Origin of the sequence: Bacillus sp. DX4.1 (genome assembly GCF_030348195.1) — a bacterium.
In the GTDB taxonomy this organism is placed as follows: Bacteria; Bacillota; Bacilli; order Bacillales; family Bacillaceae_G; genus Bacillus_A.
Genome location: NZ_JAUCFT010000008.1, coordinates 4,050,130 through 4,073,794 on the forward strand (window position 1 = coordinate 4,050,130; position 23,665 = coordinate 4,073,794).

At 37.4% G+C, this 23,665-nt stretch carries 23 protein-coding genes and 2 other annotated features; of the genes, 7 read left to right on the forward strand and 16 right to left on the reverse strand.

The window, feature by feature from the left end; all coding sequences use genetic code 11:
- Positions 1-310 precede the first annotated feature (310 nt).
- Positions 311-814, forward strand: coding sequence for a DinB family protein (locus tag QUF99_RS23630; RefSeq protein ID WP_289373321.1), 504 nt, complete (start codon positions 311-313; stop codon positions 812-814).
- A 177-nt stretch (positions 815-991) separates the two neighbouring features.
- Complete coding sequence (locus tag QUF99_RS23635) at positions 992-1,336, forward strand: YfjL-like protein (protein ID WP_289373323.1); 345 nt, start codon at positions 992-994, stop codon at positions 1,334-1,336.
- Between the two features lie 63 nt (positions 1,337-1,399).
- Here the strand turns inward: QUF99_RS23635 and QUF99_RS23640 are convergent, their stop codons facing one another.
- From QUF99_RS23640 to QUF99_RS23660, 5 genes are all read right to left on the reverse strand, one after another.
- Positions 1,400-2,101 (reverse strand): ABC transporter permease, encoded by a 702-nt coding sequence (locus QUF99_RS23640; RefSeq protein ID WP_289373325.1) that lies wholly within the window; start codon positions 2,099-2,101, stop codon positions 1,400-1,402.
- Positions 2,102-2,128: 27 nt separating this feature from the next.
- The gene (locus QUF99_RS23645) at positions 2,129-2,809 is read right to left on the reverse strand and encodes an ABC transporter permease (RefSeq protein WP_289373326.1); all 681 of its coding nucleotides are present in this window, start codon (positions 2,807-2,809) and stop codon (positions 2,129-2,131) included.
- Positions 2,802-3,725: an ABC transporter ATP-binding protein gene (locus tag QUF99_RS23650; protein ID WP_289373328.1), complete on the reverse strand. Its 924-nt coding sequence runs from the start codon at positions 3,723-3,725 to the stop codon at positions 2,802-2,804. Before QUF99_RS23650 ends, QUF99_RS23645 begins: the two co-directional genes overlap by 8 nt.
- Before the next feature lie 126 nt (positions 3,726-3,851).
- A complete protein-coding gene (locus tag QUF99_RS23655; RefSeq protein ID WP_289373329.1) occupies positions 3,852-4,787 on the reverse strand; it encodes a sensor histidine kinase in 936 nt (311 codons plus the stop codon).
- A 1-nt stretch (position 4,788) separates the two neighbouring features.
- Complete coding sequence (locus tag QUF99_RS23660) at positions 4,789-5,484, reverse strand: response regulator transcription factor (RefSeq protein ID WP_289373330.1); 696 nt, start codon at positions 5,482-5,484, stop codon at positions 4,789-4,791.
- A gap of 170 nt (positions 5,485-5,654) precedes the next feature.
- Between QUF99_RS23660 and QUF99_RS23665 the strand changes: the two genes are divergently transcribed.
- Together QUF99_RS23665 and QUF99_RS23670 are read left to right on the forward strand one after the other, a co-directional pair.
- Positions 5,655-5,828, forward strand: coding sequence for a hypothetical protein (locus QUF99_RS23665; protein WP_289373332.1), 174 nt, complete (start codon positions 5,655-5,657; stop codon positions 5,826-5,828).
- Positions 5,829-6,023 carry a YwbE family protein gene (locus QUF99_RS23670; protein WP_286122172.1) on the forward strand — a complete coding sequence of 65 codons (195 nt, stop codon included), beginning with the start codon at positions 5,829-5,831 and terminating at the stop codon, positions 6,021-6,023. It abuts the gene before it with no gap.
- Positions 6,024-6,065: 42 nt separating this feature from the next.
- Here QUF99_RS23670 and QUF99_RS23675 read toward each other — a convergent pair whose 3' ends face one another.
- The 6 genes from QUF99_RS23675 to zapA form a co-directional block, all read right to left on the reverse strand.
- On the reverse strand, positions 6,066-7,265 hold the full coding sequence (locus QUF99_RS23675; RefSeq protein ID WP_289373334.1) for a class I SAM-dependent rRNA methyltransferase: 1,200 nt from the start codon (positions 7,263-7,265) through the stop codon (positions 6,066-6,068).
- Positions 7,266-7,814: 549 nt separating this feature from the next.
- On the reverse strand, positions 7,815-8,504 hold the full coding sequence (locus QUF99_RS23680; RefSeq protein ID WP_289373336.1) for a 23S rRNA pseudouridine(2604) synthase RluF: 690 nt from the start codon (positions 8,502-8,504) through the stop codon (positions 7,815-7,817).
- Positions 8,505-8,723: 219 nt separating this feature from the next.
- A complete protein-coding gene (locus QUF99_RS23685; RefSeq protein WP_289373337.1) occupies positions 8,724-11,084 on the reverse strand; it encodes an endonuclease MutS2 in 2,361 nt (786 codons plus the stop codon).
- A 21-nt stretch (positions 11,085-11,105) separates the two neighbouring features.
- Positions 11,106-12,824 carry a DNA polymerase/3'-5' exonuclease PolX gene (gene polX, locus QUF99_RS23690; RefSeq protein ID WP_289373339.1) on the reverse strand — a complete coding sequence of 573 codons (1,719 nt, stop codon included), beginning with the start codon at positions 12,822-12,824 and terminating at the stop codon, positions 11,106-11,108.
- A gap of 54 nt (positions 12,825-12,878) precedes the next feature.
- Entirely contained in the window at positions 12,879-13,418 is a 540-nt protein-coding gene (locus QUF99_RS23695) for a CvpA family protein (RefSeq protein WP_289373341.1), read from the reverse strand.
- Position 13,419: 1 nt separating this feature from the next.
- Positions 13,420-13,689 carry a cell division protein ZapA gene (zapA, locus tag QUF99_RS23700; RefSeq protein WP_289373342.1) on the reverse strand — a complete coding sequence of 90 codons (270 nt, stop codon included), beginning with the start codon at positions 13,687-13,689 and terminating at the stop codon, positions 13,420-13,422.
- A gap of 124 nt (positions 13,690-13,813) precedes the next feature.
- Between zapA and rnhC the strand changes: the two genes are divergently transcribed.
- A complete protein-coding gene (gene rnhC, locus QUF99_RS23705; protein WP_289373344.1) occupies positions 13,814-14,752 on the forward strand; it encodes a ribonuclease HIII in 939 nt (312 codons plus the stop codon).
- A gap of 948 nt (positions 14,753-15,700) precedes the next feature.
- On the opposite strand, the gene QUF99_RS23710 is transcribed toward rnhC, so the two are convergent.
- The 5 genes from QUF99_RS23710 to QUF99_RS23730 all read right to left on the reverse strand — a co-directional run bounded on the left by QUF99_RS23710 (position 15,701) and on the right by QUF99_RS23730 (position 22,470).
- On the reverse strand, positions 15,701-15,835 hold the full coding sequence (locus tag QUF99_RS23710) for a YuzL family protein (protein ID WP_289373346.1): 135 nt from the start codon (positions 15,833-15,835) through the stop codon (positions 15,701-15,703).
- A 142-nt stretch (positions 15,836-15,977) separates the two neighbouring features.
- The gene (gene asnS, locus QUF99_RS23715; protein WP_289373347.1) at positions 15,978-17,369 is read right to left on the reverse strand and encodes an asparagine--tRNA ligase; all 1,392 of its coding nucleotides are present in this window, start codon (positions 17,367-17,369) and stop codon (positions 15,978-15,980) included.
- A 50-nt stretch (positions 17,370-17,419) separates the two neighbouring features.
- Positions 17,420-17,671, reverse strand: a binding site (T-box leader).
- Between the two features lie 160 nt (positions 17,672-17,831).
- Complete coding sequence (gene pheT / locus QUF99_RS23720) at positions 17,832-20,252, reverse strand: phenylalanine--tRNA ligase subunit beta (RefSeq protein WP_289373349.1); 2,421 nt, start codon at positions 20,250-20,252, stop codon at positions 17,832-17,834.
- Between the two features lie 18 nt (positions 20,253-20,270).
- Complete coding sequence (pheS, locus tag QUF99_RS23725) at positions 20,271-21,305, reverse strand: phenylalanine--tRNA ligase subunit alpha (protein ID WP_289373351.1); 1,035 nt, start codon at positions 21,303-21,305, stop codon at positions 20,271-20,273.
- A gap of 51 nt (positions 21,306-21,356) precedes the next feature.
- Positions 21,357-21,585: a binding site (T-box leader), on the reverse strand.
- A 120-nt stretch (positions 21,586-21,705) separates the two neighbouring features.
- The gene (locus QUF99_RS23730) at positions 21,706-22,470 is read right to left on the reverse strand and encodes a TrmH family RNA methyltransferase (RefSeq protein WP_289373352.1); all 765 of its coding nucleotides are present in this window, start codon (positions 22,468-22,470) and stop codon (positions 21,706-21,708) included.
- A gap of 114 nt (positions 22,471-22,584) precedes the next feature.
- Between QUF99_RS23730 and sspI the strand changes: the two genes are divergently transcribed.
- Together sspI and QUF99_RS23740 are read left to right on the forward strand one after the other, a co-directional pair.
- On the forward strand, positions 22,585-22,794 hold the full coding sequence (gene sspI, locus QUF99_RS23735; RefSeq protein WP_289373354.1) for a small acid-soluble spore protein SspI: 210 nt from the start codon (positions 22,585-22,587) through the stop codon (positions 22,792-22,794).
- 144 nt (positions 22,795-22,938) lie between these two features.
- Entirely contained in the window at positions 22,939-23,652 is a 714-nt protein-coding gene (locus QUF99_RS23740; protein ID WP_289373356.1) for a CPBP family intramembrane glutamic endopeptidase, read from the forward strand.
- Positions 23,653-23,665: the final 13 nt, after the last annotated feature.

The following is a 23,665-nucleotide window of genomic DNA, read 5'->3' on the forward strand; positions in this document are numbered from 1 at the left end:
TTATCTATGTTTTTATACAACTATTAGACTCTCTGTAACTTAAAATGGTTGCATGAAATTGAAAAATGTATCATTCAACACACCCAGCACTTTACTACGCGATTCATCTAGAGAACTATGGAACAACCTTATAAAGTGAAAATTTAATCAGGGGGGTCTGACATTTTCATCAAAATCCCCCTGGATTTACATATATATTTCCACTCATACTGTAGCACTGACAGAAATTTATTCATGAAAAATAAACAGAGAAGGAAAGACGCCACATCTCTCGAATTTACCATATGAATGTAACCATAGGGGGGATAACATGTATCAAACAATTGAGGGCTTTTTAAAAACGTGGAAATACGAGGCAGATTCTACGCAAAAGGTATTGGATTCATTAACTGATGAATCGTTAACACAAGAGATTGTACCTGGGCATTGGACTTTAGGTAGAATTGCTTGGCATATCGTTACTGCTATTCCAATCATTGTAGCGGGTTCAGGGTTAAAAGTTGAAGGAGAAACGAAGGATTATCCTGTTCCAACTTCCGCTCAACTTATCGCAGATGGCTATCGTGAAGTTAACAATGCTTTTGTAGAAGCCATTCAAAGCCAATGGACAGATAAAGACTTAGCAATAATCAATGACTTCTTTGGACGTCCAATGCCAAATTCTATGTTTTTAATGACTGTCATTAACCATCAAAACCATCACCGTGGACAAATGACTGTACTCATGCGTCAAGCTGGGTTAAAAGTTCCTGGCATTTATGGACCTGCAAAAGAAGAATGGGCTGCTGCGGGGATGGAAGCTCCGAAAATGTAGTAATATGTTATGAAAATAAAAAAGACAAGGTAATTGAATACCTTGTCTTTTCTGTAACTTGTTTCATGTGAAACTTTATTCTACTATGTATACAATATTTTTTAGCAATGACACACAATTGAAATTGGTATATTCTGGTTTAGGTAGGTTTATATACAGGCATATGGAGTGAATAAAATGGATACAAAAAAAGAGAGAAAACGAACGAAAAGAAACGTAGCAATTGTATTGAGTTCTATTGTTATTGGAACTGTTGCAGTATTCCTTTATTTCGCATTTAATGGATCTCCATGGGAAAAACAAACAGCTATATCAGAATCAAAAGCTTATATTACTAATTACTTCAATCTAGATGCAGAAGTAAAAAATACTTCTTTCAATGGTAAAATGGGTACCTATACGATTTCGTTTGAAACAAATGAAGGGGAGCACTTTGATATCGGATATAAAGGACCTAATCACTTTGACATTTCTCCGGGAGTTCAAGAGTATTTAAGTAAACACTATAAATTTACAGAGTAACCATGAGGCATACATACAAGTAAAAAGAGTTGGTTTCATACCAACTCTTTTTACTTCTTCTGATCACGCTATATCTTCTTTCTCAATATTTCGAATGCCGTAGTAAGCAATCATAACCCCAATAGCCGCAAGCCCTAACTGAAGTGGAATGAAGGTTACTACCGAGAACTGTGGTTGACTCTGACATGCAATCGCCACAACAATTAAGGAAGAGAGAATTGTGACTGGCACAGAATATTTACGCATTCCGAAATATAATGGGATTAAGCTTGTTCCTGCAGCTGCAATTGCAAAAGGAACCATTTTTATAACTTCTTTCATAAACTCATTTACCGTTATTGAATCTGGAATAATCGGAACATAACTATTTAATATAAACACTGTGCCTGCTACAACAATGTTAGATATCAAAATCGTGGTAAACGTCAGCAAAGCTGTAATTAATAGCTTACTAGCAATAAGCTTCTTTCGATTAACCGGATAGGAAAACATTATCAATATGGTTTTATTTTTATATTCTTCAATTACTAATTTTGTAATTAATACCCCTGCAAAAACAATAAACGTTCCTCGTACCATTCCACCGATCAGTATAAAAGCGTCTGGGAAGCTTTTAATCATCTCGGCCCCTTCCGTTTGTTCTATTTGTTCTATATAGTTAATCAAACAAAATAATGTAATAATAATTATGTTTGTGATAATCGCACCTTTCACATACCACCCAAGCTTAAATTTCTTCATTTCTAATTTCATGAGATGTAGCATAAATATCCCCCTCCTAGTTCATCTATTTTATTTAAACAAGTCTATCTGTTCAATCTTTCTTACTGCCATATAAGCAATGAATAAACCAATACACGCTAACGTAATAGGAATCACGATAAAACTAAACAATGAAATTTCACCATTCAAACTAGCAGTAACCAAAAACATAACAACGATTGCAGATACAAATGTTTTCCGGACTGAATAATTCTTCATTCCAAAGTAGAGCGGTATTAAGCTAATTCCCGTTGCAGCTAGTGCATTTACAAATAATTTCGCTCCGGTCTGGGCTAGAATCGACATCGCCAATGGTTCTTTGATCGCTGGATGATACAGATTTAAGGCGTAAATGAGACTAAAGAGAATAATTTCTGAAATCACAATAGCGCAAAACGTAAAAAAAATAATAATGAGCATTTTTGCGATCATCATCTTTTTCCGATTAATCGGATACATGAACATTACTGTCATCGTCTTATTTTGAAATTCTTGAATAATAAATTTTGCAATTAAACTTGCTCCGAAAATCATAAATACCGCTCGTGAAAAAGTATCAATAAATTGAAATGCAATAGCATAGCTATTTATTTCCCCATCAAACATTATTAATATAAGAAATATAGAAGCAATAAAAATCGCAAGAAGCGCCCCTCTAATAACAGGCCCAATTTTACATTTCATAAGCTCTAATCTCATTAAATTAAGCACGAATTCCCTCTCCATTCATGAGATTTAAGAAATATTCTTCTAATGAGCTATGCTTCTTGTTAATATTTTCAATTCCCACATCATTCATAATAAGTGTTTTAGAGATTTCTTGCTGCGTCGCTGTCATTTCATACACGCGAATCATACTTTCACTCATAATTTTGTAATTTGTTATGCGAAGTTTATTTTCTAAAATATAAGCTGCTCGTTTCACATCTGGAACAGAAATTTCAATGTACTCTGTTTGTTTTCCGTTAATGCTCTTCATTGAAACTTCTTTTATTAGCTTCCCATTTTGAATGACCCCAATTGTATCTGCCATTTGCTCCATTTCACCTAAAATATGACTAGAAACTAATAAGGTAATTCCATATTCTTTGCAAAGCATTTTAAATAGTTCACGCAATTCTTTAATACCAATTGGATCTAAACCATTAATTGGTTCATCTAAAATTAAGAGCTCTGGTTTTGTCAAAATTGCTCTAGCAATACCTAGCCTTTGTTTCATCCCTAATGAAAAATCTTTTACTTTCTTATTATCCACGTTGTGTAAATTAACAAGATCTAATGCATGCTCAATCCCCTTCTTGTCGTAGTAACCCATATATTCGCAATGTAAATATAAATTTTCTTTTGCTGTTAACTTGTCATAAAAAATCGGATATTCGATAATTGTTCCCATTCGTTTTAACACATCATAGGATGTATCTGTTAATCTTTCACCGAAAATTTCAATATCCCCACTTGTTGGTTTTATTAAATTGGTGATCATCTTCATAATCGTTGTTTTACCAGCACCATTTGGTCCTAAAAAGCCATATATTTCCCCTTTTTTCACATGCATATTAACCCCTGAAATGACTTCTTTACCTTGAAACACTTTTGTTAGCCCATTTGTTTTTAATATATAAGTCATATCATTTTCCCCTTTCGCTTCCGCTTTATATATTTATTGTAAGAAATGAACATCTCTTTTTTCTTACTCATTCCTTACAAATTTCTTACGTTCAAAAAAAGCTTGTAGAATCTTCTTTTCTACAAGCTAAAACTTCATTTTTTTTAACATAACCGTAAATATCGTTTTTTCATATGGCGTACTAGACAGATGAATTTCTCCGCCTAATGCTTCCACGAGTCGTTTTGTAATGGTAAGCCCAAGGCCGCTCCCTTGATACAATCGATTTCGGGAATCTTCTAACGTATACATGCGTTCAAATACTTTATCGATGTGAGATTCATCAATTCCTTTTCCTCGGTCCCATACATCCACATAAGCGCACATATCATCACTTCTTAATGTAATACCAAGTGTCTTCCCATCATACCCATATGCAATGGCATTCGATAGCAAATTATTTAATATCCTACCTAACACCTCAGCATTTCCAAGTGCATATACATTCTTCTCTGGTATATCAATGTGTACATCAAATCCTTTTGTCGTCAATAAATCATAAAACGATAAAATCTTTTCTCGGCACACTTCATTCATATTGACTCTTGTCATCTCTATCTCTTTATCACCTGACTCTAATTTCGCTAAATCAAAGAATTTATGAATGAGTTCCATGACTTCTAGAGTTTTTACATGTACCTTTTCTAGCAATGCTTGTTGCTCTTCTTTATTCATCGTTTTATCTGTATTTAACATTTCTGTATACCCAAGAATAACAGTGAGCGGCGTTTTTAAATCATGCGAGATATTCGAAAGCATCTTTCTCATCGAAATCTCAACCTTCGCATGATCAGCATTCGTTTTTTGTTTTGCATCTAATAAATGATTAATAACGACTAACAACGATTGTAACTCTCTATCATCTGTCACAACTAGCAGCTTTTCACCCGTTTGCTTTTCTACTATTTCCTGTAACTTTGCATATGCATAACGTAAGTTTGCACTTTTATTTTTCTGTACATGATATTGAAAATAAATAATACCTACTAATATGAAAATAATAACCGCTAAAAAAAATACCATTTTACATCACTTCCAGCTTATAGCCAATGCCCCATAACGTTTTAATATACTGCGGGCTTGATGGATCATCCTCAATTTTCTCCCGCAATCTTCGCATATGAACATTAATGACATTGTCATCACTATAGTATTCTTCGTTCCAAATGAAACTGTATATTTGTGCTTTTGTAAATACACGATTTTGATTCTTCACAAATAGCTTTAAAATCTCAAATTCTTTTGAAGTAAGCTTAATTGTTTCTCCCTTTTTTTGAACGATAAAATTAGCTATATCCATCTTCAAATCACCAATCGTAATCATATCGTCTTGTTTTTTTTCTGGAGCTGAATATGTTGTAGATCGGCGAATTCCTGCCTTTACTCGTGCTGCCAGCTCAATCATGGAAAATGGCTTACATATGTAATCATCTGCTCCAAGTCCTAATCCTACCGCTTTATCAACATCCGTATCCTTTGCAGACATCATTAAAATCGGCACTGCACTTTTCTCACGAATAATTTTCACCACTTCTAAACCGTCTAGTTTTGGCATCATAATATCTAAAATGATTAAATCAAATGAACCTTTTAGATATTTTATGATCCCTTCTTCTCCATCAGATGCGATTGTTATGCTAAAGCCTTCTTTTGTTAAATATTTTTCAACCATTTCTTGAATTGAAGCGTCATCTTCGACAAGCAAAATATGATGTGACATGTTTCTATCCCCTTTTTTTACAAACATTAACAATTCAATTGTAACCGAAGTAGATAAGAGTGAAAAGAATTATATGAAAATTCAATCCGACTTCATTTCTTTTCACAACAATGTTATGATGGAATTCGCTACTATTGTTTATAATTAACCTAATATAAAGGAGTTTTACCATGTCAGAGAATAAAAAAGTAAGCTTAGCTGATTTAATGCGTGAACAACTTGCGAAGAAAAAGCAAGGAAATGGAAATGGCTCAAATGCTGCAGGGCAAAATCAAGCAACGAAAAAATTACAAAGTCAGCAAACAAAGAAAACGAACAATCAACGTAGACGTACAGGTGTATAAATGAACGGACAACAACGAGCAAACATATCACCTGGTCTTGAAGTTGATATTGTGTTAAAGCAAGATCAGCGCACTGGAAAACTAACGCGAGGCATTGTAAAGGATATTTTAACAAAATCGCCTTCTCATCCTCATGGTATTAAAGTGCGATTGCAAGATGGGCAAGTTGGAAGAGTTCAGCACATTGTACAATAAGAAAAGGAGCTCATCTTCAAATGAGCTCCTTTTCTTACTATGTTATCCCTTAATTTTTTTAATAAATACAACTTTTAAATAGTCGCCTTCTTTAAATTGCTCAATTGTGCGGAAATCCTCTGGTAAGGAATGTTCTTCTAACAATTTATATTTTCCATTCATTTCTTTAAATGCTGTATCAATAAAACCTTTAAATTTCTTCATTCCGAATGTACTGCAATTTGTGGAAGCGACGATAATACCGTTATCTTCTGTAATTGCAATCGTTTCTTTTAGTAAGTTTTTATAGTCTTTCGCTGCACTAAATGTATATTTTTTAGATCTCGCAAAGCTTGGTGGATCTAGCACAACCATATCGAATTTGAGCTGTTTCTTCGCTGCGTATTTAAAGTAATGAAACACATCTTCAACGATAATGTCCTGTGCTTCGTAGTCAATGCCGTTGACGCTAAATTGCTCAATCGTTTTACTTAAGCTACGATTTGCAAGATCGACACTTGTTGTTTTCGTGGCTCCGCCTAACGCTGCAAATACCGAGAAAGCACCTGTATAGGAGAACATATTTAAAACTGTTCTTCCTTTTGCATACTGATCACGAATTTGTTTTCTAACATTACGCTGGTCTAAGAACACGCCTACCATTGCACCATCATTTAAATATACAGCAAAGTTTACACCATTCTCTTTTACGATAATCGGAAACTCACCGCGTTCTCCAACGACAAAGTCATCCTCTTCGATATATTTCCCTTTTGTGTCGAATCGTTTTTTCTGATAGATCGCTTTAAACTCCGCCACATTTTCTAGTGCACGAATAATCTCGTCTTTAAATGTATAAATCCCTTCACTATACCAGCTCAGTACATAATAGCCAGCGTAATAGTCAATGATTAAACCGCCAATGCCATCACCTTCACCATTCAAAACACGGAATGCTGTTGTATCAGCATCATCATAAAAACGTTGACGCTTATGTATAGCAGTTTTGATTTTTCTTTCAAAGAAGGCTTGGTCAATTTGTTCCTGCTCTTTTCTCGTTAAAATCCAGCCGTATCCTTTGTTTTGTTTCCCGTAGTACCCTTTACCGATAAATTTGTTTTTTTCATCAACAATCTTTACGATTGTACCTTCTTCACTCACATCATTCACATTATGAATTGCATCTTTTAAAATAAGTGGATAACCACTTTTAAGCTCATTTATAAATTTTGTTTTTATCTTTACATTCACTTCTGATCGCATGTAATGTCTTCCTTTCAGTTTGGATGCTTTCAATTATTCAAAAAGGCATGAAAACCTTTCTATTTTAGGAAGCATTTGAAAATAAAACAGGGCTTTAAAAAACAGCCTCGTTTCACTATACCATATTATTGTTTTGCTAGCACAACGAGCTCGTCTCCTGGTTCAACTGTTACATATTTGGACAATGTTGAGAAGGAGAGACTACCATCACTATGACGATTTAAATAATAGTAAGTCTTCTATATAAATCCATTTTGATTTTTCGACATATAAGCCGCGGCTATGGATAACAAAAGGTGACCTGCACTCGTTTTCTCTCTTTGTTTTCACTGTGTCTGGGCAGGAAAAGGATCTGACCATGGCCGGATGCTCTCTCCCACCTAAAAAGAAGGGGTTTATGCCGTTTTTTTCATTTGTATTTATATAATTGTTGTTCTTCCTTATTAATCCTCTGTTCTTTTCCCACAAGTATGTTTCATGATATTGATATATAACTTTGTTAACTATAAATCGACGTAAAAAGCTTCCCTTTTCAGGAAAGCCCTCTCCTTATAGCTGCTGCACCAGTTCTTGCAACTCTTGATCCGTTACATTCTGCCACTTTCCGGCCTCTAATCCATCAAGCTTAATATTCATAATTCGTACACGCTTTAGCCTAGTTACTGTATATTCAAACGCTCTGCTCATACGGCGAATTTGTCTATTCATTCCTTGCGTTAAAACAATTCGGAATGTCGATCCATCTACTCTTGTCACTTTACACGGCTTCGTCATGCCATCTCTAATCTTCACGCCTTGTGACATTCCTTCAATAAACCAATCTGTAAATGGCCTATCCACTGTCACAATATACTCTTTTTCATGCTCATGATCTCCGTGTAGAATTTGATTGGCAATCGCTCCATCATTCGTTAACAAAATCAATCCCTCTGACGCTTTATCTAAACGTCCAACGGGGAAAATTCGTTCTGGATAGTTAATGTAATCAATAATATTCTCTTCAATATGCTCCGCAGCTGTACAAGTAATGCCGACCGGCTTATGAAACGCAATATAGATTTTCTCTTTAGTTATTCTTTCAACAACGTTTCCATCAATCCGTACAATATCGCCATGGGCTACAATATCACCGTGTGTACAAACTTCTCCGTTAATAGAAACTCGCCCTGCTTTAATAAGCCTGTCCGTTTCTCTCCTCGAGCACGACCTCGCTTCACTTATAAATTGGTTTATTCTCATCAAGTATTCCTTTCGTATATCAACTTTAAAATATAGATTATCCAAAAAGAAAAAGCGTCAATCTCAGCGGTATTCACACTGCCGAGAATTGACGCTCTCTTACTTCGCAAAAACCATTAAATAAATAACCCCAATTACGAAAAATGCTCCGCAACAAGCTAACAATACTTTTGCAAGTTTGTCCATAAACATATACGTTTACCCCTTTGTCGGTTTCTGCTATTTCAATTCGACAACTGTTACGCCGAGGCCTCCTTCGCCCATCTCACCGTAGCGGAAATTTTTCACGCCGCGATGTTTTTTCAAGTAATCTTGTACACCTTGGCGCAGTGCTCCCGTTCCTTTTCCGTGAATAATTGATACGCGCGGATAACTCGCAAGCTGTGCATCGTCCAAATACTTTTCTACACGTGCCATCGCATTTTCAAAGCGTTCACCACGAAGGTCAAGTTCTAACGAAACGTGATAGTCTCGTCCTTTTACCGTTGTAACTGCTTTTTTCTCAACAGGATTTGGCGTATTAATGTATTCCATATTGGATTCTTTTACTTTCATCTTCAGAATTCCAATTTGAACATTCCACTCATTATCACTTACCTTTTTAAGCAGCTGTCCTTTTTGGCCGAACGTTACTACTTTCACTTCATCGCCTGGTTGCAATTGTTGTTTTGGCGCTGTATTTTTCACTTTTGCTTTTTGTTTTTTTACAAGCTCTGGCGCTGCCCCTTCTAGGCGGCTCTTCGCTTCAATCAGCTCATGATCTTTCACATTGATAAGCTGTGCCTTACGAAGCTGGCGAAGGTTGTGAATAATTTCTTCTGCTTCCTTTTTCGCAGCTTCTACTTTTTCTTCGCCTTCTTTTTGTGCTTTTAGTAATCTTTCATCACGCTCTTCATTAAATTCAATAATTTGACGCTGCAGCTCTCGATGAAGTTTTTCAGATTGCTTCCGAAGGTCTTCTGCTTCATTTCGTTCGCGCTCTGCATTTTTCTGACTTTCTTCAAGCTTCACAATCATATTTTCCACTTTATTTGATTCTGTACTCACATGGCTACGGGCCTGATTAATGACGCGATCTGATAAACCAAGACGTTTAGAAATTTCAAAAGCATTACTACGCCCTGGTACACCAAGTAACAATTTGTATGTTGGACTCAGCGTATTTACATCAAACTCAACGCTGGCGTTAATCACTTGTTCACGATTGTAACCATATGCTTTTAATTCTGGGTAATGCGTCGTTGCTACAACACGTGCCCCGCGGTTATATACTTCATCTAGAATAGAAATTGCAAGAGCCGCCCCTTCTTGTGGGTCTGTTCCGGCACCTAATTCGTCAAATAAAATTAAGCTTTCAAAATCAGCTCGTTCTAAAATATCTACAATGTTTACCATGTGAGATGAGAACGTACTTAAATTTTGTTCAATCGATTGTTCATCACCGATATCAGCAAAAATATTTTTAAACACACAAATTTCTGATTCATCGAGCACTGGAATGTGAAGGCCAGACTGTGCCATTAATACACAGATTCCGACTGTTTTTAACGTAACCGTTTTACCGCCTGTATTCGGCCCTGTAATAACGATTGTTGTAAAGTCTTTTCCAAGCGCAATGTCATTTGGCACAATTACTTTTGGATCAATAAGTGGATGACGCGCTTTTCGTAAATTCATATAACGATCATTATTGACGATTGGTTTTGTTGCTTTTAATCGTTTCGCATAGAGTGCTTTCGCAAAAATAAAATCAAGATTCGCAATGATATCTACATTTCCTAACACGATATCTGCTTCTGCTGCTACTTCTTCTGTCAGCATCATTAAAATGCGTTCAACTTCTTGTTTTTCTTTCACACGTGCTTCTTGCAGCGCGTTATTTAATTCAACGATGACTTGTGGTTCAATAAATAACGTTTGTCCAGAAGCTGATTGATCATGAACAATACCACCGTATACGCCGCGATATTCTTGTTTTACAGGAATAACGTAGCGATCGTTACGAATTGTAACAATCGCATCTGATAACATCTTCTGTGCATTTGAAGAGCGCGTCATATTTTCAAGTTTTTCACGAATGCGGCTTTCAGCACTACGAATTTGCTGGCGTATCCCGCGCAGTTTATCACTTGCACTATCGACCACTTCACCGCCATCACCGATGCAATTTGTAATTTTCTTTTCTAAATCATATAAAGAGACGATGCCCGCTACATACGTTTCTAAAATCGGAAGCTCAACGCCATTTTCCACCATATCTTCAATGAATCGCTTCATTTGGCGACTACCATACATCGTAGTTGCTATATCAAGCAGTTCATGTGGACTTAGCATACTACCAATTTTCGCACGCTTTACATTGGGACGAATATCAAAAATCCCGCCAAGCGGCACATGTCCTTTTAACCGGATTACCTTTGCGGCTTCATCCGTCGTATCTTGCAGTTCAACGATTTCTTCATAATTTGTACTTGGTACAAGTTGCTTCACTTTATCACGACCAAGTGAAGATGCAACATGCTCAAGTAATTGTTCTTTTACTTTGTCATACTCTAATACACGCAACGTTCGTTCTAACATAAGCTGCCTGTCCCCCTTGTGTTACTTATTCCGTTTAATGAAATCTAATAAACGTTCAATGTCCCATGTGTTAATTACTGTATCTTTTTGAATCCATCCTTTACGTGCTGCTGCTACACCAATTTCCATGTCTTCTAACATTTCAAGTGTATGAGCGTCCGTATTAATGGCAATTTTCACGCCGGCATCTTGTGCTTGTTTTAGCAGCTTCGCACTTAAATCTAAGCGGTTCGGATTCGCATTTAACTCCAGTACTGTATCCGTCTCTTTCGCGAGTTCAATTAGTAAATCTGTATCTACATCGTACCCCACGCGGCGTCCAAGTAAACGACCTGTCGGATGAGCAATCATTGTGACATGATTGTTTTCAATCGCTGCTTTCAAGCGTTTCATAATTGTTTCACGATTTTGTGAGAAACTGGAATGAATCGCACCGATGACATAATCAAGCTCTGCTAACACCTCATCATCAAAATCAAGCGTTGCGTCTGGTAAAATGTCCATCTCAATCCCACGTAGAATTGTGATATCCGGGTATTTTTCATTAATGCGTTCAATTTCTTTTCCTTGTTCACGAAGACGCTCTTTCGTTAATCCATTCGCTACTTTTAGGTATTGAGAATGATCGGTAATCGCCATAAATTTATATCCACGCGCACGGCATGCTTGTACCATTTCCTCAATGGAAAATGCACCATCACTCCATGTCGTATGCATATGTAAATCACCCTGCACATCAGAGAACTGAATTAAATTTGGATATTCTTTAATGAGTTGGATCTCTTTCCCGTCTTCACGCACTTCTGGTGGAATAAATGGCAAGCCAAAGTGAGCGAAAAACGCTTCTTCTGTTTCAAATGTTTTTACTTCACCTGTTTCTAAGTTTTCCACACCATACTCACTAATCTTTTCACCTTTATCTTTCGCAATTTGACGCATTGTTACGTTATGATCTTTAGAACCTGTAAAATGATGAAGCGTTGTAATAAACTCTTCCGGTTTTACAAGACGAAAATCGATTGAAATATCATATTCATATTGAAGACGAACAGATACCTTTGTATCTCCGCTTGCAATGACCTCAATCATATTATCAAACTGTAGTAAATGCTCACGCACCTTTGCAGGCTCTGTCGTTGCAATAATGAAATCTAAATCTTTCACTGTTTCGCGAACGCGTCGTAAACTGCCGGCACGAGAAAAACGAATAATTTCCTGTACATTCGACAATTTCTTCTCTATTTCCCCGGCAATAGGAAGCACCATTGCAATCGGTAAACGTTCCGGACGAGAACCAACTTGAGCGATTGCTTCTACTATTTTTTCTTCTGTTTTCTTACCAAATCCAGCAAGTGCTTGTACTTTATTTTCTTCACAAGCTTTTTGTAATGTTTCTATATCTACAACGCCAAGCTCTTTATATAACTTCGCTACTTTTTTACCGCCAAGACCTGGTAATTTTAATAATGGCAAAAGAGTGCTTGGCACTTCTTTTTCAAGCTCTTGCAACACTTCGGATGTTCCCGCTTCGATATATTCTGCAATAACGGCTGCAGTTCCTTTTCCGATGCCTGGAATTTTCGTAAAATCTTCAATTTCAGAAAGGCTACGATCATCGCTTTCTAATGCTGCTGCAGCCTTACGAAACGCTGCTATTTTAAATGGATTCTCGCCTTTTAGCTCCATAAAAAGGCCGATTGTCTCCAGTAATTGAATGACTTGTTTTTTGTTTACTTTCATGTTTCTCCCGCCTTTCTTTCATAGAAAAAAACTCCTCTTTCTGAAAAAGAGAAGTCATACTCTGCTACCTGTCTGCCATAGTTCCTTCACCTTTTCAGAAAGAATCGGTGTATCGTCTACTATTATTTTACTAATCGATGATTTTTGTAGTGGTGTTTGCACTTGTTCGATTGGAAGTATATTTCCAATTACAATTAAGACAAACAAAATAATATACACTTCTAAAAAGCCAAGAAGAGCTCCACCAACTGCATTAACTTGTTTTAAAACTGGAATTTCCGTAAACATATTCAGTAAATTCCCAAGCAATGCGAGTGCGATTTTTGTAATAATAAATAACAAGATAAACGCAATCGCTTGATAAAAGACCACTTCTATATTATTCGCATCAATCCATTCTGGAACAGATACACCTTTACCAAATGGATACGGAATTATTTTTTCAAGTGCTGGCGCTAAATCTTTGCAATACCAGTATGCAACAAGGTATGCGATAATAAAGCTTGTTAACTTTACAAGTTGTAATACAAATCCTCTTCTTAGGCCGAGGAAAAATCCCATAACAAGCAGTAAAATGATAATGATATCAATCATGTTATTCCATTCCTTTTTGTTTCATACTTTCTTTCAATTTCTCATGTTCATCTTTTAATTTTATGTAATCGTGTACGACGTTTACCGCCGTCAACACCGCTAGTCTACTTGTGTCAAGAGAAGGATTCTTGGCATTGAGTTCGCGCATTTTATCATCCACAATCGCTGCGACCATGCGGATATGACTTGTACTCTCATCACCAACAACAGAATATTGTTGGCCATAAATTTCTACATTAATTCGACTTCGATTTCCTTTTTGTTGTGACAACTCACTGGCCTCCAATCACGTACAGAATCCTAAAGATTATCATACCATGAACCATCATAATATGGAAACAGAAAGAACAATCCGATATGATAAAAATATCAATAAATAAAAAGGAGCGACCATTTTGTCAAATTCTATCGTAATACAAACAAATTCTGCAACAATCGAGAACATGAAACAACAATACAAGCAAGTAATTAGCCCAAAGGTTCCACAAGGCGGTGTATTTATGGCGAAAGTTCCATCTTGTACAATTACTGCCTACAAATCCGGAAAAGTGATGTTTCAAGGTGGCCGTGCTCAGGAAGAATCTGCACGCTGGCAAAGCGTTTCAGAAACACCTAAATCTCTTGTCAAAAAAACGGTAAATGCACATCGTTATGCGCCCCCTACTTCCATTGGGACAATGTCCATCCTTGGATCAGATGAGGTTGGTACAGGTGATTACTTCGGACCAATGACAGTTGTTGCTGTATATGTAGATGCAAAACAAATTCCTTTGTTAAAAGAACTTGGTGTAAAAGACTCTAAAAACTTAAATGATACGCAAATTGCTGAGATTGCAAAACAACTACTTTCTGTTGTTCCCTATAGTTCCCTTATACTGCACAATGAAAAATATAATGAAATGTTCGAAAAAGGAAACAATCAAGGAAAGTTAAAAGCATTACTGCACAATAAAGCCATTACAAACTTACTAGCAAAAATAGCACCGATAAAGCCAGAAGGAATTTTAATCGATCAATTTACACAGCCCGATACATACTATAAATATTTAGCAAAGCAAAAAAATGTACAGCGTGAAGACGTATATTTTGCAACGAAAGGCGAAAGTGTACATTTAGCGGTTGCAGCAGCATCCATTTTAGCTCGTTATTCATTCGTGAGACAGTTTGATGAGCTAAGCAAAAAAGCAGGAATGCCGCTCCCTAAAGGTGCTGGCAAGCAAGTTGATATTGCGGCAGCGAAATTGATTCAAAAACTCGGAAAAGACAGACTTCCTGAATTCGTGAAGCTTCATTTTGCAAATACAGAAAAGGCGTTCCGTTTGTTGAAGAAATAGCTATTTTTCAGTATCGACAATATATAAATGAACTAAACAAGGCGAAGAGAATTGTATTCTTTTCGCCTTGTTTACTCCTTATTGAACAAAAAAGGTGCTGTTCCTGATCATGTTCTCGTTTTTTCTCTTCAAACGCTAGCTTTTTGTTCCTTTTTAACACTCTATCCGAAAGAATTCTCCTTCCTCAAGCGTGTGCAGGGCGATAGCCCAACGCTGGGTGGGAGATGAATTTCGGTTTGGCACAACCAAAAGATTTTTGATAAACTAGACACATGAAGTTCTTTGATAACTTGATATATAAGGTTGTAGGAAGAAAACACAGTGCGAAAACCAAGCCGTTCGGTTCCTGCGTAAAATATCAACCGTAAAAAAGAACGTCCAAGCGTTGGACATCTAGGGGCGGAATAACCCGAAGTAACGCTCAGGGAGACGAAAGGTTGCTTTCGTCGTGGAACTGAGAAGCCCCCACTTCAAAATTCATTAGAATTTAAGTGGGGGTAGTTCACTTGGCCCTCTTACCTACTTTATTATCTCTCTTTCCTGGAGAGCCCTTTTCACTTCTAAATCTTCATTAGAGAACGTAACAGATCACCTTTGTATCATGGCAATCTATTACGTGTTCATTAGCTTACTATGGTTTTTCTATTTATATAAATACAAATTAAAAAACCGACATAAACCCCTTTTTTTAGGTGGGAGAGAGCATCCGGCCATGCATAGAAGCGGTCAGATCCTTTTCCTGCCTAGACACAGTGAAAACAAAGAGAGAAAACGAGTGCAGGTCACCTTTTGTTATCCACAGCCGCGGCTTATATGTCGAAAAATCAAAATGGATTTATATAGATCACCTAGACAAAGATGTAGATAAAGTTGTAAAAGAAATTGAAGATAAAGAAAGTAAAAACATATAAAGAAGAGTAGTCAACATGACTACTCTTCTTTATATGTTTAGCTTCGTTTTTGCTTCTTATTTGAGGAAGGTACTTTATAAGAACCCGTTTCGTGTGTAGTAGTTCCCTGCCCTTCGACCTCTGGAGAACCCAGGCTGGATCTAGAATGATCTGTTTTAACTTTTTTGCCCATTGTACTCACCTCCAACGTTACTTTTTACTTAGAGGTGAGAAACTATGCAGGAGAAGAAGGGCATGATTATAAACCTCTGAACCTTTACGTTTAGAATCCATACAAAAATGCGAGAGGATAGCCCTCTCGCATTTGGCATATCTTAAAATTCCGCAGAACCTGGAGTTCTTGGGAATGGAATTACGTCACGGATGTTTGCCATACCAGTGATGTACATTAGGAAACGTTCGAAACCAAGGCCGAATCCAGCGTGTTTTGTACCGCCGTATTTTCTAAGTTCTAAGTACCACCAGTAGTCTTCTTCATTCATGCCTAATTCTTTAATTCTGTCCACTAAAACATCCATTCTTTCTTCACGTTGGCTTCCGCCGATTAATTCGCCGATGCCAGGAACTAGAAGGTCAGTAGCAGCTACTGTTTTACCGTCATCGTTCATACGCATGTAGAATGCTTTAATATCTTTTGGATAGTCTGTTACGAATACAGGACGTTTAAAGATTTGTTCTGATAAGTATCTTTCGTGCTCTGTTTGTAAGTCAATGCCCCATTCTACTGGGTATTTGAAGTCTGCACCTGATTCTTGAAGCACTTTAATTGCTTCTGTATATGTGATGCGGCCAAAGTCAGCGTTGATTACGTTGTTCATACGCTCAAGAACTGTTTTATCAACAAAGCTGTTGAAGAATTCCATTTCTTCTGGCGCGTGCTCTAATACATATTTCATTGCATATTTCAGCATATCTTCTGTAAGGTCCATTACATCGCCTAATTCTGCAAATGCAATCTCAGGCTCAACCATCCAGAACTCAGCCGCGTGGCGAGTTGTGTTTGAATTTTCTGCACGGAATGTAGGTCCGAATGTGTATACATCTCGGAACGCTAATGCATAAGCTTCAGCTGGCAATTGTCCACTTACTGTTAAGTTTGTTTCTTTACCGAAGAAGTCTTTTGATTCATCAACTTGTCCATCTTCACCTTTTGGTACGTTATTCATGTCTTGTGTTGTTACGCGGAACATTTCACCTGCGCCTTCTGTATCACTACCAGTGATAATTGGTGTATGAACATGTACAAATCCGCGCTCTTGGAAGAACTGATGGATCGCAAACGCTGCGATAGAACGCACTCTAAATGTTGCAGAGAATGCATTTGTTCTTGGACGTAAATGAGCGATTGTACGTAAGTATTCAAACGTGTGGCGTTTCTTTTGAAGTGGGTAATCAGAATCTGATAATCCCTCAATTTCAATTTTGTCCGCTTTAATTTCAAACGGTTGTTTTGCGGATGGTGTTGCGATAAGAAGCCCCTCAACCATAACTGAAGAGCTAAGTGGAAGCTTCGCAATTTCTTTAAAGTTTTCTAATTCTGTATCGAAAACGATTTGAACGCTTTTGAAGAAGCTACCATCGTTTAATTCAATGAAACCAAATGCTTTTGAATCACGTAGGTTACGAATCCAACCAGATACTTTTACTTTTTGATCAACATATTTTTCTGTTTCTCTATACAGACTTTTTACTAATGTGTTTTCCATATTGAATTGCTCCTTTTCCTATATTTAAATACAAAAAAACCTTTCATCCGTAAAGGGACGAAAGGTTAAACTTCGCGGTACCACCCAATTTGTCATAAAGACCAACTTTAGCTCGTATGTATTACATACTTCCCGGTTTGTAACAGGCCGGATTCCCGTCTAAGTCTACTCTTGAATACATGCTTCAATTTCGGTTAGCAACTCCAAGGTGTTCTTCACATATACCGCCTCATCAGGCTCTCACCGTCCCTGACTCGCTTTGGATTATAGTATATACTACTTTTCCTTATCATCGTTTTTCATTTTGTTAAACTAAGATTAATGTACTACATTCGCGGGAAAGATGCAAGTTGTCTGTAGTAGCTTCACAACTTCTCATTCTATTGTATCGGAATAATGGAATAAAAAAAGAGGATTATCACTCCTATCATGAGTGATAATCCTCCCTTTCGCACTTAAAAATTACTTACGTAATTCCGCACCAAACTTTTCTTCTACCGCTGTTAATACACGGCTATGTGCTACTGTTACTTCCTCATCTGTTAATGTACGTTCTGGATCGAAGTAGTTCATAGAGAATGCAAGTGATTTCTTACCTTCTTCCATTTTTTCACCTTCGTATAAGTCGAATAGTGTTACTTCTTTCAGAAGCTCTCCGCCAGCTTCTGCAATTACTTGCTTCATTTCGCCAGCTTTTACTTCTGCCCTTACTACAACTGCCATATCACGTGTCATAGATGGGAAACGTGGAATTGCCTTGTAGTAAGTATCTTCTGTATCTGCAGCAAATACTTTTACAAGAGACAATTCGAATACAAATGTATCCTTCACATCTAATTGTTTTTGCGTTTCTGGGTGTAATTGACCGATGAAACCAATTACTTCTCCGTCTAGTAAGATATCGGCTGTACGTCCTGGGTGCATGCCTTCGCGTTTTGTTGGTGCATATGTGATGCTGTTTGTAACGCCAAGTACGTCGAATAATCCTTCTAACACACCTTTTGCAACGAAGAAGTCAGCCACTTTTTTCTCACCTTGCCATGCATGATGAAGTGCAAGACCTGTCATCACACCTGCAAGATGCTGTTCTTCTTTTGGAAGCTCGCCTTCTGCTGTTGGTAAGAAGATAGAACCTACTTCGTATAAGGCAACACTGTCGTTTTTACGAGCGTTGTTATATGAAACTGCTTCTAGCAATTGTGGGACTAAGCTTAAACGAAGTTGGCTGCGCTCTTCACTCATTGGAAGTGCAAGATTAACAGGAGCTTTTTCGTTCGGCTCAACCATAAATTGTTTTGCTTTGTCAGCGCTTGTTAATGAATATGTGATTGCTTCATATAAGCCAGCACCTTCTAAGTAACGACGTACTTTACGGCGTTTTGTTTGTGCTACTGTTAATTTACCACGCGTCATTGTACCAGTTGGTAATGTAACTGGAATATGATCGTAACCGTACAGACGACCTACTTCTTCTACTAAGTCTTCTGCAATTGTAATATCAGGGCGACGTGCTGGTACGTTTACATGGAATGTTCCTTCTACTTCTGTGAATGGGAATTTCAAGTTTGTGAAGATTGTACCCATTTCACTAGCAGAAATCTCTGTACCTAATACACGGTTTACTTTTTCAGCTGTAACAGACACTGTACGCTCTTGTACTTGTAAGTTATCAACTTCTACTACGCCTTCTAATGCTTCTCCACCAGCATATTTCGCCATTAAAGCTGCTGCATGTTGAATTGCTTCGAACGTACGTGTTGGGTCGATTCCTTTTTCAAAACGTGCACTTGATTCACTGCGAAGACCTAAGTCTTTTGATGTACGGCGAACGGTTTGACCTGCAAAGTATGCAGACTCGATAAGAACGTTTACTGTATCGTTATCAACTTCAGAATCCGCTCCGCCCATCACACCAGCAACAGCAAGTGCTTTTGTACCATTTGTAATGACAAGGTGATGATCATGCAATTTACGCTCTTGGTCATCTAATGTTTGAATTGTTTCGCCTTCTTTTGCTAGACGAACAACGATTTCTTTTGAGCCTAATTTATCATAGTCAAATGCATGCAATGGTTGACCGTATTCAATTAGAATGTAGTTTGTAATATCAACTACGTTACTAATTGGGCGAATGCCCGCTGCCATAAGGCGCGTTTGCATCCACATTGGTGATGGACCAACTTTTACGTTTTTCACCATTTTTGCAATATATAATGGGTTTTGTTCTGTTGCTTCTACATTTACAGAAATGTGATCAGATGTTTTTTCTGCCACTTCTTGTAAGTTTGCTGCTGGAAGTTTTACTTCGCGGCCGTAAATCGCCGCTACTTCGTATGCAACACCTAACATATTTAAGCAATCCGCACGGTTCGGTGTTAAACCAAGCTCTAACACTTCATCATTTAAGTTTAAGATTTCTAGTGCATCAGCACCAACTTCTGCGTCACTTGGGAAAATGTAAATTCCGTCTGCATAGTCTTTTGCAACTAATTTCCCATCAATGCCAAGCTCTTGCAGGGCACAAACCATACCGTGAGATGCTTCACCACGTAGTTTCGCTTTCTTAATTTTAAAGTTACCAGGAAGAACAGCACCAACTTTTGCAACCGGTACTTTTAAACCTTTTGCAATGTTAGGAGCACCGCAAATGATTTGTACAGGCTCTTCTTCACCGATGTCGATTTGACATTTGCTTAATTTATCCGCTTCTGGGTGTTTTTCACACTCTAATACGTGACCAACTACAACACCTTTTACACCTTTATTTAATACTTCAACGCCTTCTACCTCAATACCACTTTTCGTGATTTTATCTGCTAATTCTTGTGCCGTTACATCTTTAATATCTACATACTCTTGTAACCAACGATATGATACGAACATATTTATCCTCTCCTTTCCTTACGCTCGTTTGAATTGTTGTAAGAAACGTACATCGTTTGTATAGAAATGACGAATGTCATCAACGCCGTATTTCAACATTGCGATACGCTCTGCACCCATACCGAATGCGAAGCCTTGATATTCTTTTGAATCATAGCCAGCCATTTCAAGTACGTTTGGATGAACCATACCCGCACCTAAAATTTCAATCCAGCCAGTTCCTTTACAAGTGCCGCAACCTTTTCCGTGACACATCATACAAGAAATATCCATCTCAACAGATGGCTCTGTGAATGGGAAGAAACTTGGGCGAAGACGAATTTCACGATCTTCACCGAACATCTTTTTCACAAATACTTGTAGTGTACCTTTTAAGTCACTCATACGAATGTTTTTATCGATAACAAGACCTTCAATTTGCATGAACTGGTGTGAATGCGTCGCATCATCATCATCGCGGCGATATACTTTACCAGGACAAATAATTTTAATTGGGCCTTTTTCTGCATTCTTTTCCATTGTTCTTGCTTGTACTGAAGATGTATGCGTACGAAGCAATGTTTCTTCTGTAATGTAGAAAGTATCTTGCATATCACGCGCTGGGTGATCTTTCGGTAAGTTCAATGCTTCGAAGTTGTAGTAGTCTTTTTCTACTTCTGTTCCTTCTGCTACTTCATACCCCATACCGATAAATACATCTTCAATTTGCTCAACAACCGCGGTTAACGGGTGATGACAACCTGTGTTTACAGGACGACCTGGTAATGTTACATCAATTGTTTCAGATGCTAATTTCGCTTCAATTACCGCTTTTTCGAAATGATTCACTTTGTCTTCTAAACGTGTTTGAATGGCTTCACGTACTTCATTTACTAACGCCCCCATACGCGGACGCTCTTCTGGAGATAATTTCCCCATGCCGCGTAATACTTCTGTAATCGGGCCTTTTTTTCCTAAATACGCAACGCGTACATCGTTTAAGCCTTTTAGCTCTTTCGCTTCCTCGATTAGCTCAAGTGCTTTTTGCTTAAGCTCTTTTAAACGTGCTTCCATTTTAAAACCTCCTTAAAAATGTAAATAAAAATAAAAAAACCCCATCCCCTAAAAAGGGACGAGGTAAATTCGCGGTACCACCCTAAATTGACAGAACAAGTCTGCCCACTTCGTTGTTGTAACGGCTTTTCAGCCGGAGCGCCTTTACATTTACAAATGGTCCTGGCGTCAACTCCAGAGGTGAATTCACTTACAGCTACCATAAGAATGCTTTCAGTCTACGGCATTCTCTCCCTATATGGCGATTTTGCAAGCTACTCTTCTCTATCATCGTTTTTAACTATTTCACTTTTAACTGATGTTCAAAACGTCCGGTAAAGATAGCTTTCGTATTTCTTCATTACGTCGCTACTCCGTATCTTTGTTTGAACATGTACTTCAACTTATTATAAGAAGTTTTTTATCGATTCGCAACCTGGCTTTGTAAATAATACGTTAAAATACCGGCAGCTACAGCAACATTTAATGATTCTGCTGTTCCGTAAATTGGAATATATAAGTTTTGATTGCATTGAGCAAGAAGCTCTTGGCGTACACCGTTTCCTTCATTCCCAACAATTAAAGCAAAGCTTCCTGTTGGTGTCACTTCTCCATATGGAACTGCATTCTCAAGGGCTGTACCATATACAGGAACATTTTGTTCTTGTAAGTTTCCTACCCACTCCTCTAAGTTTCCTTTTACAATCGGTAAATGGAACACAGAGCCTTGCGTTGAGCGAAGTACTTTTCCGTTATATACATCCACACATCCTTCACCAAGAACAACAGCATCAATACCAGCTGCATCTGCGGTACGAATGATTGTGCCTAAGTTACCAGGATCTTGCAAACCATCTAATAATAAAAACTTCCCATTTGCAAGCTCAGCATGCTTTTCTTGCTTTTCACAAACAGCAAACACCCCTTGCGTTGTTTCCGTTTCACGTAATACTTTTAAAATTGGTTCAGACACGATGTACATTTCCACATCGTCTACATTCCACTCGCTTGGAATACTTGTCATTTCACCGATAATAAGTTCTGTTACTACCTTTGCTTTTAAAGCTTCCTCTACTAAATGAAAGCCTTCCACAAAAAATAGCCCTTTTTGATCGCGCTCTTTTTTCGTCTGCAGCTTTTTCCACTGCTTCACACGCGTATTCTGTACTGAATCAATGTTTTTCATTCTATGCATTCCCTCTCTTCTTGTATTCTCATTATAGCCTATTTTTCATACATATTTACACAAAAAAGAACAAAAACTAACGTCAGTTTCAATTCATATGAAGAGGTGAAAATGATGAGTTTTAATTTACGCGGTGCTGTATTAGCAAACGTATCAGGAAACACACAAGGCCAATTACAAGAAACAATTGTAGATGCGATTCAAAGCGGCGAAGAAAAAATGCTTCCAGGGCTTGGCGTTTTATTTGAAGTCATTTGGAAAAATGCTGATGAGAATGAAAAGCATGAGATGTTAGAGACGCTTGAACAAGGATTAAAACAATAGCAAGCATATGATCACCTTAGCATTAGCTGAGGTGATTTTTATTTTGACTATAAAATTTCGAACTATTATGTAATATTCGACAATGACACTATTTATCTAAAATGTGTATAATTTTATATATAAATAAAAGAGAGGATTCGATATATGCATTCGACTACACAACTCACATATGAGCAAAAACAATCTATAACATGGGGCCAATTTATCAGTTCTGCTTTATTTGCCTTTTTCGGGACAGGAATCATAAGCGGATTATTTATCATACTTCCGCTTATGATTTACAGTGAAGGCGTTACGGACAAAAAACAAATCGCTCTGTATGAATCAATTGGAAATACCGGAAATGCTTTATTACAGCTACTCATTTTATTATTGTTCATTTATAAATACGAACCAATTAAAAGACTGTTATTACCTGCTTTCAACTTCCAGGCACTCAAGAAGGGCAGTACATATGTATACTTACTTCTTTTCTTCGCCTTAAATATCATTCTAGGCTCACTGATACTGACACATCTATTTCCGGACGCTACACAGGAGCAGTCTTCCGCTTTGAATTTAGATATATTAAAACAATATAAATTTCTATTAATTATAGGAACTGCTGTATTCATTCCCATTTTTGAAGAACTTATCTTCCGCGGAATTATCCTTCGTTTCTTCCAGCAACGCTTTCCATTTTGGCTAGCAGCAATTGGAACAAGCTTCATCTTTGGAATTGCTCATACGTATTCACTAGGTGTAATGGTCGTCACTTTCATTATGGGAATATTGATGGCTGTTTTATGCAAAAGAACAAACTCTATTATCCCAGCGATGTTATTCCATATGATGAATAATACACTTGCATTTTTATAAGGAAAAGAGGTAT

What these genes read in the sequence shown, in the direction of transcription:
- QUF99_RS23630 (WP_289373321.1), top strand. Translation starts at nt 311, where the DNA reads ATGTATCAAACAATTGAGGGCTTTTTAAAAACGTGGAAATACGAGGCA.
- QUF99_RS23635 (WP_289373323.1), top strand. Translation starts at nt 992, where the DNA reads ATGGATACAAAAAAAGAGAGAAAACGAACGAAAAGAAACGTAGCAATT.
- QUF99_RS23640 (WP_289373325.1), bottom strand. Translation starts at nt 2,101, where the DNA reads ATGCTACATCTCATGAAATTAGAAATGAAGAAATTTAAGCTTGGGTGG.
- QUF99_RS23650 (WP_289373328.1), bottom strand. Translation starts at nt 3,725, where the DNA reads ATGACTTATATATTAAAAACAAATGGGCTAACAAAAGTGTTTCAAGGT.
- QUF99_RS23655 (WP_289373329.1), bottom strand. Translation starts at nt 4,787, where the DNA reads ATGGTATTTTTTTTAGCGGTTATTATTTTCATATTAGTAGGTATTATT.
- QUF99_RS23660 (WP_289373330.1), bottom strand. Translation starts at nt 5,484, where the DNA reads ATGTCACATCATATTTTGCTTGTCGAAGATGACGCTTCAATTCAAGAA.
- QUF99_RS23665 (WP_289373332.1), top strand. Translation starts at nt 5,655, where the DNA reads ATGTCAGAGAATAAAAAAGTAAGCTTAGCTGATTTAATGCGTGAACAA.
- QUF99_RS23670 (WP_286122172.1), top strand. Translation starts at nt 5,829, where the DNA reads ATGAACGGACAACAACGAGCAAACATATCACCTGGTCTTGAAGTTGAT.
- QUF99_RS23675 (WP_289373334.1), bottom strand. Translation starts at nt 7,265, where the DNA reads ATGCGATCAGAAGTGAATGTAAAGATAAAAACAAAATTTATAAATGAG.
- QUF99_RS23680 (WP_289373336.1), bottom strand. Translation starts at nt 8,504, where the DNA reads ATGAGAATAAACCAATTTATAAGTGAAGCGAGGTCGTGCTCGAGGAGA.
- QUF99_RS23685 (WP_289373337.1), bottom strand. Translation starts at nt 11,084, where the DNA reads ATGTTAGAACGAACGTTGCGTGTATTAGAGTATGACAAAGTAAAAGAA.
- polX (WP_289373339.1), bottom strand. Translation starts at nt 12,824, where the DNA reads ATGAAAGTAAACAAAAAACAAGTCATTCAATTACTGGAGACAATCGGC.
- QUF99_RS23695 (WP_289373341.1), bottom strand. Translation starts at nt 13,418, where the DNA reads ATGATTGATATCATTATCATTTTACTGCTTGTTATGGGATTTTTCCTC.
- QUF99_RS23710 (WP_289373346.1), bottom strand. Translation starts at nt 15,835, where the DNA reads ATGGGCAAAAAAGTTAAAACAGATCATTCTAGATCCAGCCTGGGTTCT.
- asnS (WP_289373347.1), bottom strand. Translation starts at nt 17,369, where the DNA reads ATGGAAAACACATTAGTAAAAAGTCTGTATAGAGAAACAGAAAAATAT.
- pheT (WP_289373349.1), bottom strand. Translation starts at nt 20,252, where the DNA reads ATGTTCGTATCATATCGTTGGTTACAAGAGTATGTAGATATTAAAGAT.
- pheS (WP_289373351.1), bottom strand. Translation starts at nt 21,305, where the DNA reads ATGGAAGCACGTTTAAAAGAGCTTAAGCAAAAAGCACTTGAGCTAATC.
- QUF99_RS23730 (WP_289373352.1), bottom strand. Translation starts at nt 22,470, where the DNA reads ATGAAAAACATTGATTCAGTACAGAATACGCGTGTGAAGCAGTGGAAA.
- sspI (WP_289373354.1), top strand. Translation starts at nt 22,585, where the DNA reads ATGAGTTTTAATTTACGCGGTGCTGTATTAGCAAACGTATCAGGAAAC.
- QUF99_RS23740 (WP_289373356.1), top strand. Translation starts at nt 22,939, where the DNA reads ATGCATTCGACTACACAACTCACATATGAGCAAAAACAATCTATAACA.